Origin of the sequence: Cupriavidus sp. USMAA2-4, assembly GCF_001854305.1 — a bacterium.
Classification (GTDB): Bacteria; Pseudomonadota; Gammaproteobacteria; order Burkholderiales; family Burkholderiaceae; genus Cupriavidus; species Cupriavidus malaysiensis.
In genome coordinates, this window is sequence record NZ_CP017748.1 from 3,239,160 (window position 1) to 3,253,047 (window position 13,888).

15 protein-coding genes are annotated in these 13,888 nt (G+C 65.0%); all 15 read right to left on the reverse strand.

Going from position 1 to position 13,888, the window contains the following annotated elements; translation table 11 throughout:
• Positions 1-2: 2 nt before the first annotated feature.
• Positions 3-1,001, reverse strand: a complete 999-nt coding sequence (trbG, locus tag BKK79_RS14375; RefSeq protein ID WP_008640770.1) for a P-type conjugative transfer protein TrbG — start codon at positions 999-1,001, stop codon at positions 3-5.
• Entirely contained in the window at positions 998-1,702 is a 705-nt protein-coding gene (gene trbF / locus BKK79_RS14380; RefSeq protein WP_008640769.1) for a conjugal transfer protein TrbF, read from the reverse strand. The genes trbG and trbF overlap by 4 nt, the downstream gene beginning before the upstream one ends.
• A gap of 11 nt (positions 1,703-1,713) precedes the next feature.
• Positions 1,714-3,021 (reverse strand): P-type conjugative transfer protein TrbL, encoded by a 1,308-nt coding sequence (gene trbL / locus BKK79_RS14385; RefSeq protein WP_034201269.1) that lies wholly within the window; start codon positions 3,019-3,021, stop codon positions 1,714-1,716.
• A 12-nt stretch (positions 3,022-3,033) separates the two neighbouring features.
• Positions 3,034-3,771: a P-type conjugative transfer protein TrbJ gene (gene trbJ, locus BKK79_RS14390; protein WP_008642622.1), complete on the reverse strand. Its 738-nt coding sequence runs from the start codon at positions 3,769-3,771 to the stop codon at positions 3,034-3,036.
• On the reverse strand, positions 3,768-6,215 hold the full coding sequence (gene trbE, locus BKK79_RS14395) for a conjugal transfer protein TrbE (RefSeq protein WP_008642621.1): 2,448 nt from the start codon (positions 6,213-6,215) through the stop codon (positions 3,768-3,770). The genes trbJ and trbE overlap by 4 nt, the downstream gene beginning before the upstream one ends.
• A gap of 10 nt (positions 6,216-6,225) precedes the next feature.
• The gene (locus BKK79_RS14400; protein WP_008642620.1) at positions 6,226-6,510 is read right to left on the reverse strand and encodes a VirB3 family type IV secretion system protein; all 285 of its coding nucleotides are present in this window, start codon (positions 6,508-6,510) and stop codon (positions 6,226-6,228) included.
• A complete protein-coding gene (locus BKK79_RS14405) occupies positions 6,507-6,890 on the reverse strand; it encodes a TrbC/VirB2 family protein (protein WP_008642619.1) in 384 nt (127 codons plus the stop codon). Before BKK79_RS14405 ends, BKK79_RS14400 begins: the two co-directional genes overlap by 4 nt.
• Positions 6,887-7,924: a P-type conjugative transfer ATPase TrbB gene (gene trbB, locus BKK79_RS14410; protein WP_008642618.1), complete on the reverse strand. Its 1,038-nt coding sequence runs from the start codon at positions 7,922-7,924 to the stop codon at positions 6,887-6,889. Before trbB ends, BKK79_RS14405 begins: the two co-directional genes overlap by 4 nt.
• Entirely contained in the window at positions 7,921-8,376 is a 456-nt protein-coding gene (locus BKK79_RS14415; RefSeq protein ID WP_008642617.1) for a ribbon-helix-helix protein, CopG family, read from the reverse strand. The genes trbB and BKK79_RS14415 overlap by 4 nt, the downstream gene beginning before the upstream one ends.
• Complete coding sequence (locus BKK79_RS14420) at positions 8,373-10,403, reverse strand: conjugal transfer protein TraG (protein ID WP_008642616.1); 2,031 nt, start codon at positions 10,401-10,403, stop codon at positions 8,373-8,375. The genes BKK79_RS14415 and BKK79_RS14420 overlap by 4 nt, the downstream gene beginning before the upstream one ends.
• Before the next feature lie 226 nt (positions 10,404-10,629).
• On the reverse strand, positions 10,630-10,860 hold the full coding sequence (locus tag BKK79_RS14425) for an EexN family lipoprotein (protein WP_008642615.1): 231 nt from the start codon (positions 10,858-10,860) through the stop codon (positions 10,630-10,632).
• A 25-nt stretch (positions 10,861-10,885) separates the two neighbouring features.
• Positions 10,886-11,797, reverse strand: a complete 912-nt coding sequence (locus BKK79_RS14430; protein ID WP_008642614.1) for a LysR family transcriptional regulator — start codon at positions 11,795-11,797, stop codon at positions 10,886-10,888.
• 158 nt (positions 11,798-11,955) lie between these two features.
• The gene (locus tag BKK79_RS40340; protein ID WP_124988613.1) at positions 11,956-12,156 is read right to left on the reverse strand and encodes a hypothetical protein; all 201 of its coding nucleotides are present in this window, start codon (positions 12,154-12,156) and stop codon (positions 11,956-11,958) included.
• Between the two features lie 14 nt (positions 12,157-12,170).
• Positions 12,171-13,103: an electron transfer flavoprotein subunit alpha/FixB family protein gene (locus BKK79_RS14435; protein ID WP_008642612.1), complete on the reverse strand. Its 933-nt coding sequence runs from the start codon at positions 13,101-13,103 to the stop codon at positions 12,171-12,173.
• 34 nt (positions 13,104-13,137) lie between these two features.
• Positions 13,138-13,887, reverse strand: a complete 750-nt coding sequence (locus tag BKK79_RS14440) for an electron transfer flavoprotein subunit beta/FixA family protein (protein WP_008642611.1) — start codon at positions 13,885-13,887, stop codon at positions 13,138-13,140.
• Position 13,888 lies beyond the last annotated feature (1 nt).

Here is a 13,888-nt window from a genome sequence, read left to right on the forward strand (position 1 = left end):
GCTCAATTCCTCCGTGCCACGCCATCGGTGCGCTCAATTCGCACCACGGCGCCCTTATCGCCACCCAGGCGCAGCTCGGCCGCACCAAACAGCCGATCCACGATGTAGTACGGCGAGCGGAAGCGGTAGTTCACCAGTTGTCCGTCGCCTTGCGCGCCGATCACGAACATTGGCGGTAGCTCGCCTTGAGCGATGCCCGCCGGAAACTGGATATAGACCTTCTCGCCATCGTCAAAGGCCCGCAACGGCTTCCACGGCGGATTGCTGCCGCTGACCGCGTAGCGGAAACGGATCTTCTCCAGCGACAGCCCGGCATCGACCGGCGCGGCGGCGCTGGCCGCTTGTGCCTGGCGCTGCAGGGCCAGCATCCTGTCCTTGGGGTATTCCCAGGACACCGAAGCCATCCATGTCTTCTCGGTCGAAGTCAGTTCTAGCAGGTAGGTGCGCCGACTGGTCGTGATGACCAAATTGGTCTTGAGGCCCGAGCGGATGGGCTTGACCATCACATTGACGCGCAGCGCATCGCCGCTGCCGCTCGATGTGTCGCCCACGATCCAGCGCACCGTGTCACCGGCAGCCACCGTCACCAGTTCCTCGCCCGGCTGGAGCGCGATCACGGTCACGCGACCCACGGCCGCATAGACCTGGTACAGCGCGCCATCAGTGAACGGCCAGACCTGGATGGCGTTCACATAGCCCTCGCGTGTGGGCGCAACACGGGCCTCCGTGTTCGCACGGGTCACGCGCACCTTCTCGTCGGGCGATTCCAGTGTGGCCTTGGCATCACCGGCCAGCGGCTTCATCTGTCCAGGCAGTGCCAGCACCTCGGGCACGGTCACGACCTCCACGGGCTTCGGCGCCTCGGGCAGCGGCTGGGCCTGCACCGGCCCATCCAACGAGATGGATGGCGGCGGAGTCCCCTGCGTGGCGCAGCCCGAGAACAAAACGGTGGATGCCAGTAGGATCACAGGCAAGGCGGGTTTACGGAAATGTCCATTCATGGTTTTGCTCCTTCGTTTCCTTCCAGCTCGCGGCTCCACGCCAGCCCGTTGACGTAGATACCCAGCGGGTTCTTGCGCACGCGCTGCTCCGTGCGCGGGGTCTGCAGCACCGTGGAGATCACCGCGTTCCAGCGCTCGGTGCGATCCAGCGCGCCGTTGACGAAGCGCGTCTCGGTCCAGCGCACGTTGAAGGACTGGTCGCTGGCGCGGGTCACGCTGGACACCTGCACCGTCACCGACTCCTTGCCGATGCGCGAGAACGGATCAGCCACCCGCGCGTACTCATTGAGCACCACGGCGCCCTTGTCCGTGGTGTAGTCATAGGCATCGAGCCAGTTCTGCCGCACCACGATGGGGTCGATGGACAGCGAGCGCACCAGGCCGATGAAGCGGCCCAGGTGGTAAGCAATCTGCGCATCGCTGGGCTGGTACGGCGTGGCGGCTTCGCCGACAGCGCGCACCTGGCCCGCGTTGTCCACCTCGATCACGTAGGGCGTGACGATGGACTGCGCCGAGCGCCAGACCAGGCCGCCGGCCATCAGCACCGCCAGCGTGAGGCAGCCGAAGGCCATAAGCCGCCAGTTCTTCGCCTGCACGCGGGCCGAGCCGATGCGGTCGTCCCAGACCTGGGCGGCGGATTGGTACGGGGTGGCAGGCTGCGGCGTATCGGCGTAGCGCACCTGCGGTCGTTTGAATCGCATGGGAGTTCTCCTTATGAATCGGAATCACGAAGGCTTGGCCCCTGGCTGGAGCTTCCGCCGTCGCCGCCGCGCAGCGTGTGGGCGGCCGTGGTCGCGGCATGGGTGAGCTGCTGCCTGCGGTGCAGGCGCTTGGCCCAGGCAGGCTGTTCGTTGGATGGAGGCGCATCTGCGGCATCAGCGCCAGATGCCGGCGCCTCATCCGGCCGGAAGGCCGCTGCCACGCGCTCCTTCATCGAGCGTGCGCCGTCGGCTACCTTTTGCCCGGCGGTCTTGGCCACGTTGCCCGCGCCAGCGGCAGCGCCTTGGATGCCACTGCCTGCGGCCGTAGAGCCAGCATCGAAAGCCGCCTTGGCGCCGCGCGCGCCGCCGGCCGCAAGGCGGGCTGCACCAGGTGCCATCCGCGCCCCTGCAGCCACGGCGCTGCCGACGCCAGCAGCCGCAGCCCCGACGCCAATGGCAGCGCCTGCGGCCCCCAGCGTTGCTCCGGCCATCGCACCGGCTCCAAGCTGTGGCCCGCCGGACACCAGCCCGGTGGCAATGCCCGGCCCGAAGATGCCCAGGGCCAGCATGGACAGCGAAGCCAGCATGATGACCAGCGCCTGGTCGATGGAGGGCTCGGCACCTGCGGGAATCCTGAACTCGGCAAACAGCCCGGTGCCGATCCCCACGATGACCGCGAGCACCAGCACCTTGATGCCCGAAGACACCACATTGCCCAGCACCTTCTCGGCCAGGAACGCCGTCTTGTTCCAGAGGGCGAACGGCACCAACACGAAGCCCGCGAGCGTGGTCAGCTTGAACTCGATCAGCGTCACGAAGAGCTGCACCGCCAGCACGAAGAAGCACAGGAGGACGATGCCCCACGCGAGGAACAGCACCACGATGGAGGTGATGTTGACGAACACCTCCGGGAAGCCCGCCATCTGCTTGATCTGCTCCAGGATGGGGGCCGCCGCGTCGATGCCGGTCTTGGCCAGCCGCCCCGGCTGCAGGAAGTTGCCCATGCTCACGCTGGAACCGCTGGCCGTCAGGCCCAGCCCCGCGAAAGAGCGAAACACCACGCCCGCGAGCATGTTGAAGTTGCCGATGATGTAGGCGAAGGCGCCCACATAGAGCACCTTGCGGATCAGCTTGGCGATCACGTCCTCGCCCTGGCCGCTGGCATGGCCCATCGCCCAGAACAGTCCGGCGAGCGTCATGTCGATGACGATCAGCGTGGCTGTCAGAAACGCCACCTCGCCCTGCAGCAGCCCAAAGCCCGAGTCGATGTAGCGCGAGAAAACATCGAGAAAGCGGTCGATGACCGATACGTCGTTCATGGCCCGGCCCCGTCAGCGGTTGTAGAAATCGACGGGGTGCGGCGTGTATGGCGTTCCAGAGCCCAGAAAGCGCCGCGTGATTTCGCGCCCGCGCTCCGTGGCCGCGGCCTGCCGCGCCTGCTCCAGCGATACGGCGCGATCCTGCGTGAGCTGCAAGCGTTGCGTCTGGATCGACTGCTTGGCCTGCAGGGCCAGCAACTGGTTCATGGCCTGCATCGCTTGCAGCGCGCCCACGGCCGATTGGCTCTTACCCACGAGGTCAGCCAGCACGGCCTCGTCATCCTTGAGGTTCTGCGAGGCCTGGGCCTGCATCTGCATCGCGGTCTGCAGGCTGGTGAGCGTGTTCTTCCAGCGTTCCTGCGTGTCCCGGTACATCTGGTCGCCGCTCACGGTGGCAGCGTACTGCTCGGGATACAGGCGCTTGAACTCCTTGTCCATGTTCGTCACGTCGTAGGCCAGGCCCTTGGCCTGGTCGATCAGCCGCTGGGTCAACGCCAGGTTGGCGCGCAACTGACCGACCACGCTGGATGGCAAGCTCGCCAGGTTGCGCGCCTGGTTCTCCAACATCTTGGCCTCGTTCTGCAACTGCTTGATCTGGTTGTAGAGCTGCTGCAGCGTCTGGATGGCCGTCAGCATGTTCTGCACGAAGTTGGACGGATCGAACACGATGAGGGCCGCCGCGGGCTGGGCGAACATCAGGGAGCCGGTCAGGACGGCGGCGATTGCGGCGGGAAGGATGCGGGTTTTCATGGTGAGTTCTCCTGCGGGTGGGAAGGAAACGAGGACAGCAGTTCGGCGGCCCAATGCAGGCCGCGATGGCGCAGCCAGGTGGCCGCGAACGGGGTGGAAGCGGAAGATGTGGAGGTGGTGGCGGCAGCGAGCACCGCGTCGATGTCGCGCTGGTCTTGCGGCGTGGACGCACCCGCGAAGGCCAAGGTCGCGGCGCCCAGGTCGAGGTCGAACAGGCGATTGCCGAGACGCGACTGGTAGTAGTAGTCCCGCTTGGGCTGTGCAGTCGCCACGATCTCGATCTGGCGGCTGTTGAGCCCGAAGCCTTCGTAGATCGTGCGAATCTGCGGCTCGGTCGCCTGCGGGTTGGGCAGGAAGATGCGGCTCGCGCAGCTCTCGATGATGGCCGGCGCGATGCTCGAATCCTTGATGTCCGCCAGGCTCTGCGTGGCAAAGATGACGCTGACGTTCTTCTTCCTGAGCGTCTTGAGCCACTGGCGGATGTGCGCCGCAAACACCGGGTCATCGAGAAACAGCCACGCTTCGTCGAGGATCAGCAGCGTCGGCGCACCGTCAAAGCGTTCATCGAAGCGCGCAAAGAGGTAATGCAGCACGGCCATGACAGCGGCCTTGCTGTGCATCAGTTCCTCCATCTCGAAGCACTGCACGGAACCAGCGCCCAGGCGATCCGAATCCGCATCCAGCAACTTGCCGTGTGCGCCACCTAGCACATAGGGCGCCAGCGCTTGCCGCAGTGCGTTCGATTGCAGCAAGACGGAAAGCCCGGTCATCGTGCGCTGCTCCAGCGGAGCACCGGCGAGACTGCCGAGTGCCGACCAGATGGCCACCTTCTCGTCGGGGCCGACCGCGACACCCTCATGCCGCAAGCGGCCTTCGAGCCATTCGGCCGCCCAGGTGCGATAGCCCTCGCGGTCGATGCGGGCGAGCGGCTGGAAGGCAATTTCTCCATCCGTGCCCAGGTCGTAGTGCTCGCCGCCCAGGCCCAGGATGGTGGCGCGCATCGAGCGCCCCATGTCGAAGGCGAAGATGCGCGAGCCGCGATAACGACGGAACTGCATCGCCAAGGTGGCGAGCAAGACCGACTTGCCCATGCCCGTGGGGCCGGCCACCAAGGTATGGCCCACGTCGCCAATGTGCGTCACCAGCCGGAACGGCGTTGCCCCCTCGGTGCGCGTGACGATCAGCGGCGGGCCGTCGAGGTGGTCGTTCTTCTCCGGCCCGGCCCATACGGCGGACACCGGCATCAGATGTGCCAGATTCAGCGTCGAGATGATGGGCTGGCGCACGTTCGCGTAGGCGTGCCCCGGAATCGACGATAGCCAGGCATCCACGGCATTGAGCGTTTCGGGGATCGTCACAAAGCCGCGCCCCTGGATGACGCGTTCCACCATGCGCAGCTTCTCATCGGCCTTCGCCGGGTCGGCATCGAGCACCGTCACCGTGGTGGTGACATAGCCGAAGGCCACTTGGTCGCTGCCCAGCTCCTGCAACGCCGCATCGGCATCCGCCGATTTTTTGCTCGCGTCGGTATCGACCAGCGGGGTTTCCTGCTGGAAGATGGTTTCGCGCAGCAATGCGATGACGTTCTTGCGCTTGGCGAACCATTGGCGGCGCAGGCGGGAAAGCTCCTTTTCCGCATCGGCTTTGTCGAGGCACAGGAACCGGGTTGACCAGCGATACGCAAAGCCGAGGCGGTTGAGGTCATCCAGAATCCCCGGCCAGGTCGAGGTCGGGAAGCCGCGCACCGTCGCCACGCGCAGGTGCTGATCGCCCAGCATGGGCGCCAGCCCGCCAATGAGCGCGGAATCGGCCAGCAGCGCATCGAGATGGAATGGCACTTCCGGCACACCGACGCGATAGCACCGCGTGGAGATGGTCGAGTGCAGGTAGGTCAGCGTCTGGCTGTCATCGAGCCACGCGATCTCCGGCATCACGCCATCGAGCAGGTCAAAGATGCGATCCGTTTCCGCGACGAAGGCCGTCAGGCGCTCGCGCCAGTCCACGCCTTCGGTCGGACGGTTCTCGTAGAGCAGGCCCGCCGCGCGGGCGCGTGCCTCCTCGGGCGGCAGATACATCAGCGTCAGGTGGTAGCCGCTCTCGAAGTGGTTGCCCGAGTCCTGGAAGGCGGCGCGGCGTTCCTCGTCTACCAGCCACGACAGCGGCTCGGGAAACTCCGAGTGCGGGTAGTTGGCGGCGGGCCGGCGCTCGGCTTCGATGAACAAGGCCCAGCCCGAACCCAGCCTGCGCAACGCGTTGTTCAATCGTGCTGACGTAGAGATCAGCTCGCCCTGCGTGGCACTGTCGAGGTCGGGGCCACGAAAGCGCGCCGTGCGCTGGAACGAGCCATCCTTGTTCAGCACGACGCCCGGCGCAACCAGCCCGGCCCAGGGCAGCCAGTCGGCCAGCAATGCGGGCCGCTGGCGGTATTCGGCAAGGTTCAGCATGGCATTCCCCTCACACGTCCAGCAGCGGCCGGTGCTTGATGTGGCGGGCGAAGACCTGCATGAACTGCGGATCGACGCGCGCGCCCCAAACCGCCAGCGCATGACCGACGATCCAGAGCACCACGCCGGGAATCCACATCTGCAAGCCCAGGCCCACGGCAGCGGCCAAGGTGCCGTTGGTGATGGCCACGGTGCGCGGAGCGCCGCCCATCAAAATCGGCTCGGTCAGCGAGCGATGCAGCGGCACCTCAAAGCCGGGAGCGAAGCCCTGCACGCCATCGTGGGCCGCGTTCATACGACGGCCCCGCCCGAGAAGCTGAAGAACGACAGGAAGAACGAGGACGCGGCAAACGCGATCGACAGACCGAAGACGATCTGGATCAGCTTGCGGAACCCGCCCGAGGTATCGCCGAAGGCCAGCGCCAGGCCCGTGGCGATGATGATGATGACCGCGATGATCCGGGCCACCGGCCCCTGGATGGATTCGAGGATGGATTGCAGCGGCCCTTCCCAGGGCATCGAGGAACCCGCGGCCTGGGCGGTGCCCGCAAGCAGCAGCATCAGCGCCGCGAGCATCAAGCCTTGCATGGCCGGGCGAGCCAGGTTATCCAGCCGCGCGGGCCGGCGAAGAGGATTTGCGGAAGTACGGAAAGCAGGAACGATCATCTGCGTCATGGCAGTTCTCCAGAGTGGTCAGGGGACGGGGAGGAAAGGTCGGACTGCGGCAGCAGCTCCGGGAATGGAGCCTCCAGTGCATCCGCCAGTTGGTAGCCCACGCCATCGAAGCCGACGACGCGGGCGATGCTCTCGATGCGGCGCTTGCGCCCGCGCCCGGCGATGTGGATGACCACATTGACCGCTTCCGCGATCAGCGCACGGGGCGGGTTCACCGCCACTTCGAGAATCAGTTGCTCCAGGCGCAGCAATGCGCCCAGCGCGGAGCCGGCGTGGATGGTGGCGACGCCGCCTGGATGGCCGGTGCCCCAGACCTTGATGAGATCCAGCGCCTCGGCGCCGCGCACCTCGCCGACGACGACACGATCCGGGCGCAGGCGCATCGAAGACCGCACCAGCTCGGTCATGGACACCACGCCCTGGCGTGTGCGCAGCGGTACGTGGTCGCGGGCTGCGCATTGCAGCTCCACCGTGTCTTCGAGCACCAGCACGCGGTCGCCGGTGGCGGCGATCTCGGCCAGCAACGCATTGGCCAGGGTGGTCTTGCCGGTACTCGTCCCACCGGCGATCAGGATGTTCTGGCGCTCGCGCACAGCGCGCACCAGCAGGCCCGCCTGTGCGGCGGTCATCATCCCGTCCTCGATGTAGCGCGACAACGGGATCACGCCGAAGGCGCGCTTGCGCAGCGCGAAGGCTGGCCCCGGTGCAGCGGGCGGCAGGATGCCCTCGAAGCGTTCGCCGGTTTCCGGCAGCTCGGCTGTCAGCAGTGGCTGACCCCGATGCACTTCGGCGCCGACGTGGGCAGCCACGAGGCGGATGATGCGTTCGCCATCGGCCTCGGACAGCTCCACGCCCATCGGCGCGCGGCCCGTGGACAGGCGATCCACCCAGAGCGTCCGGTCGGGATTGAGCATGATTTCCACCACGTCCGGGTCTTCGAGCGCGGCAGCGATCAGCGGCCCCATTGCCGTGCGCAGCATCTGGATGCGGCGATCCAGCGATGTGGCCGTGAAGGAGGAAGGAACGGCGCTCATGAGGCTCGCTCCTGTGCTTCGGCCGTGTCCGCCATCCGCATCGGATCGGGATTCAGTTCGTCCACCACGTCGCGCACCAGACTGCGCCCACGCAGCAGGTGGCGGCCAAGCTGTTCGACAAACTGCTCGAAGCGGGCCTTACCCTGGGCGCGGGCGGCGTCCTGATGGGCCTCGGGAACAGGTGTGCTGACGGTCAGGAAGTAGCGGATGAACAGCGCCAGCGTTTCGATGGCAATGTTCTGGTCGCGCTCCAGGCGCTCGGCGTGGCGCGACAGGCGATCCAGTCGCTTGGCGATGGCGGCTTCGCGCTGGTCGCCAGCGTCGGGCGACAGCCACGATGCAAGCGCTGCCGCGACGATGCTGGACTTGGACACGCCCTTGGCGGCGGCCAGTTCGTCGAGCCGCCTGGCGTGCTCGGGCTGGATGAAGAGATTCAAGCGGTGCTGACTCATAGCGCGATTCCGTCGTCAGGGTCGAGGGATGCCAGCCGGGCCGTGCGCTGCAGGGCCGGGTCGAGCTGGCGCGGGAGGGAGACCGAAAGAGGCAAAGGCATGTCGTCGTCATCGAGCAGCCCGAGGTCGGCTGCGGGCGCAACCAGGTCGGGGTCGTAGGCGACGGTCTCGGAGAGTTCGGGCTGACGGCGCGGGCCGCCGTCATCGGTCGAACCCAGGTGCTCCAGGCCATCGGCCGATGCCGCGGCCGGTGCGACGGGCACGGCGGGAATCGCCAGCCCACTCCAGTCATCCGCACGGGCCGGCGGCACGTCGGCATAGCGCCCCGCGGCGAGCACCGGCGGCGGCAGCACCCGTCGCTTGAAGTTGGCGTCCGCGTAGTAGCGCAGCTTCCTGGCCTTGATCGGCGCCACGCTGGAGACCATCACCACCGCCTCGTCGGGCGGTAGCTGCATGACTTCGCCGGCCGTCAGCAGCGGGCGGGCTGTCTCCTGCCGTGACACCATGAGGTGCCCCAGCCAGGGCGCGAGCCGATGGCCGGCATAGTTGCGCTGCGCGCGCAGTTCGGTGGCGGTTCCCAGTGTCTCGGATATCCGCTTGGCGGTGCGCTCATCGTTGGTGGCGAAGGTCACGCGCACATGGCAGTTGTCCAGGATCGAATGGTTCTGGCCGTAGGCCTTATCGATCTGGTTCAGGCTCTGCGCGATCAGGAAGCTGCGGATGCCGTAGCCCGCCATGAAGGCCAGCGCCGTCTCGAAGAAATCCAGCCGCCCGAGCGCGGGGAATTCATCGAGCATCAGCAGCAGCTTGTGGCGGCGCTCGATGCCATCGGAGCCGTCAAGCGATTCGGTGAGGCGTCGCCCGATCTGGTTGAGGATCAGGCGGATCAGCGGCTTCGTCCGCGAAATGTCCGAAGGCGGCACCACCAAGTACAGCGACACCGGATGCTCGGCCGCGATCAGGTCAGCGATGCGCCAGTCGCAGCGCGACGTGACTTCGGCCACCGTAGGGTCGCGGTAGAGGCCCAAGAACGACATGGCCGTGGACAGCACGCCCGAGCGCTCGTTGTCGCTCTTGTTGAGCACTTCGCGCGCCGCTGAAGCCACCACCGGATGCGGGCCACCACCCTCCTCATTCACGAGGTGGGGCGTGGTCATCATGCGGTGCAAGGTCAGATCGAATGGGCAGGCAGGATCGGAAAGGAAGTTCGCCACGCCGCGCAGCGTCTTGTCTTCGCCCGCGTAGAGCACATGCAGGATGGCTCCAACCAGCAGCGCATGCGAAGTCTTCTCCCAGTGGTTGCGCCGCTCCAGTGCGCCTTCTGGATCGACCAGGATGTCCGCGATGTTCTGCACGTCGCGCACCTCATGCCCGCCGCGCCGCACTTCGAGCAGCGGGTTGTAGGCCGCCGACTGGCTATCCGTCGGGTTGAACAGCAGGCAGTGCGAGAAGCGCGAACGCCAACCTGCGGTAATGCTCCAGTTCTCGCCCTTGATGTCGTGGATGACGGCGGATGCGGGCCACGACAGCAGGGTCGGCACCACTAGGCCCACACCCTTGCCCGAGCGGGTGGGCGCGAAGGTCAGGACGTGTTCCGGGCCTTCATGGCGCAGGTACTGCTGGCGATGCAGGCCGAGGAACACGCCCGCGGACTGGTCAAGGCCCGCTTTGTGAATGTCCTCCGCGTTGGCCCAGCGCGCAGAGCCATAGGTCGTGACCAGCTTGGACTGGCGCGAGCGCCAGATCGACATGCCGATGGCGACCAGCACCGCGAACAGGCCACTGCCCGCTGCAATGACCCCGCCCACGTCGAAGACATGCGGCGCGTAGGCATCGAAGAAGAACCACCACTCGAACAGGCGCCACGGGTGATAGACCGGCGTGCCGAGGAAATCGAACCACGGCGATCCCAGGCGTAGCTGGTACCCCAGAGCCGCTGCCGTCCATTGCGTGGCGCTCCACACTCCGGCGATCACGATGCCGAATACGACGGCAATCTGACCGAACAGCACGTTCGTCCCTTGCATGATCCTGCCTCCGAGAACGGCACAACAACGTGCCGCCCCTATCAGGATCAATGCCATAGGGAGTACCGGTCAAAGACTGAAATCGCCGGGATTAAGGCTTAAAAAGCCATAGTTCTTGCTGTGGCGAAGACAATAAAAATGCCGCAGGCACAAAGGCGCTGCGGCGTATCGAGGTAACAGTGCGCAAGCTGTCGCAGAAGCGCGACGCCGGTGCGCCTTGCGTGGGCTACGGGGCTTTCTTCTGCTCCGGCCTGTCGCCGAAGAAGCGCCGTTCGGCGGCTGCGGCTGCGCGCATGCAAAGTTCATCGCCGATCTTCGCGCGATCTTCCTTGCATTGGCGCTGGATTTCCTTGATGCGTGCGGGGTTCGCCACCAGCTCATCCACTGTCTCTGTAGGATTGGCAGGACCACAGGCCGTCATCACAACGGCAATCACGGACATCACGATTTTGTTCATGGCGAGCGTCCTTTGGATTTCGGATTCACGAATCGGTCACGTTATCGGCACCAGCCGAATCCATGGTGACGACACGTTGAATGAACCGGGTCAGCATCGGTGACGGTTCAGTATCTCGACGCAGCAGATAAGTTGTCAGCATGGGTGGCGTTCCCGCCAACTGACGGGCCTTGACTCCAGGCTCTTTACTGGATGCGATATGCGCTGCACCTGCCAGACCAACCGCCAGTCCTGCGGATACCAGGGCCATCATCACGTCGAAGGTGGCAACGCGCTGGAGGATCTGCAACTCCTCGTCCCGCTTCTGCAGGATGCGGTCTATCTGGCGAGTATGCCCCTGGCATGCGGCCGGGTCGCCGAGCACCAACCGTTGCTGCAACACCATCTCCAGCGGAATGCGCCGGTGCTCCAGCAAGGGGTGGCGCAAAGACAGCGCCACCATCAATTCGTCATCCCACGCGGGAGTCGTCACGATGCCGTCGCCTACCTCGTCCGCCATAGACAAGCCCGCGTCGTACAGGTCTTCTTGCAAGCCTCTGATCTGCTGATCCAGTGGTACCTCGAACAGGCGGATTTCTACTTCGGGCTCTTCCTCGCGGCTACGGGCCAGCAAGGCAGGCAGCCGCGATGGCGTGATACCGTCGGACAGGGCAATGCGCAACTGGCCATGAAACCCACTGGCGGCCGATTTCGCACCATCGCGCGCTTGTTCCAGTGCCTCAAAGATACGTGGAACCCGCTCCAGAAATACTTTGCCGGCATGAGTCAGTCGAATGTTGCGTGTGGTACGGGTGAATAGCTTTGCTCCTAGTTCGTCTTCCAGATCTTTGATGGCACGGGATAGAGGTGACTGATCCATATGCAGTTTTTCTGCAGCCCGAGCAAAGTGAAGCTCCTCGGCGACCGTGAGAAAGTAGCGTAAATGTCTAAGCTCCATTGGAAAATTTTCCATTCCTGCGACACGCAAGCCCCCCCCGGATTCTTGGGACTTTGAAGGCGGAGAATACCGGTCGTAATGCCGATGTACCAATATATCGAGCCTGTAAGTCGTTGTCGGCGAGTTAGCGACTGAGTGCGATTACTACAAGACCCGCTTCATTGAACTAGTGGTACCTTGTTGACAATCGAAGATGGTCTGAATAGCACATTTGATTCCGCCATGGTTGATGGATCGATAGCAGCAATTTCGGTAAAACAGGGATTCAATATACTCGGCACTTCTTGGCTATCGCAACTTGCCGCGCCTGCCTCAAGGGCCGCTCGCAGTTCGAACAAATACTGGCGCAGCAAGGCCATAGTCATGCTCCTATTTAGATAATTGCTGTCATCTCCGGCACGGCGGCAAACAGGTCCGCCTCCAGCCCGTAGTCGGCCACCGAGAAGATCGGTGCCTCCGGGTCCTTGTTGATCGCCACGATCACCTTGGAGTCCTTCATGCCCGCCAGGTGCTGGATGGCGCCCGAGATGCCGCAGGCGATGTACAGCTGCGGCGCCACGATCTTGCCGGTCTGGCCGACCTGCAGGTCGTTGGGGGCGTAGCCCGCGTCCACCGCGGCGCGGCTGGCACCGATGGCGGCGCCCAGCTTGTCGGCCAGCGGGGTGATGACTTCCTTGAACTTCTCTTCGCTGCCCAGCGCCCGGCCACCCGAGACGATGATCTTGGCGGCCGTCAGCTCGGGACGGTCGCTCTTGACGATCTCGGAACCCACGAAACTGCTCTTGCCGGAGTCGGCGACGGCGGCGACGGTCTCGACCGCTGCTGCGCCACCGGTGGCGGACGCGGCGTCGAAGCCAGTGCCGCGCACGGTGATGACCTTGGTGGCGTCGCCCGATTGCACGGTGGCGATGGCGTTGCCGGCGTAGATGGGGCGCTCGAAGGTGTCGGGGCCGTCGACCTTGGTGATGTCGCTGATCTGCGCCACGTCGAGCTTGGCGGCCACGCGGGGGGCCACGTTCTTGCCGCCGGCGGTGGCTGGGAACAGGATGTGGCTGTAGTTGCCCGCGATGGCCAGCACCTGGGCGGCGATGTTCTCGGCCAGGCCGTGCTTCAGGCTCGCGCCGTCGGCGTGGATGACCTTGGCGACGCCAGCGATCTGGGCGGCGGCGGCAGCGGCGGCGGCGGCGTTCTCGCCGGCGACGAGCACGTGCACGTCACCGACGCAGGCCTTGGCGGCCGTGACGGTGTTGAGGGTGGCGCTCTTGATGCTTGCGTTGTCGTGATCTGCAATAACGAGTGCGGTCATGGCTGGTGTCCTTTCGATGTTGTTGTGATGAGCCTTAGATGACCTTGGCTTCGTTCTTGAGCTTGTCAATGAGGGTGGCCGCGTCGGGCACCTTGACTCCGGCGCCGCGCTTGGGCGGCTCGCTGACCTTCAGCGTCTTGATGCGGGGTGCCACGTCCACGCCCAGTTCCTCGGGCTTGAAGGTGTCCAGCTGTTTCTTCTTGGCCTTCATGATGTTGGGCAGCGTGACGTAGCGCGGCTCGTTCAGGCGCAGGTCGGTGGTGATGACCGCAGGTATGTTCAGCGCCAGGGTTTCGAGGCCGCCGTCCACTTCGCGGGTCACGTTCACCTTGTCGCCAGCGATCTCGACCTTGGAGGCGAAGGTGGCTTGCGGCAGGTCGGCCAGCGCCGCCAGCATCTGACCCGTCTGGTTGCAGTCGTCGTCGATGGCCTGCTTGCCCAGGATCACGAGGCCGGGCTGTTCCTTTTCGATCAGAGCCTTGAGCAGCTTGGCCACGGCCAGCGGCTGCAGTTCTTCATTGGTCTCGACCAGGATGCCGCGGTCGGCGCCGATGGCCATGGCAGTGCGCAGCGTTTCCTGGCACTGGGCCACGCCGCAGGAGACGGCGATCACTTCGGTGACCACGCCTTTTTCTTTCAGGCGCACGGCTTCCTCAACAGCAATCTCGTCGAAGGGGTTCATGCTCATCTTGACGTTGGCGATGTCCACGCCGCTGCCGTCGGACTTCACACGCACCTTGACGTTGTAGTCCACCACGCGTTTTACGGATACGAGAATTTTCATG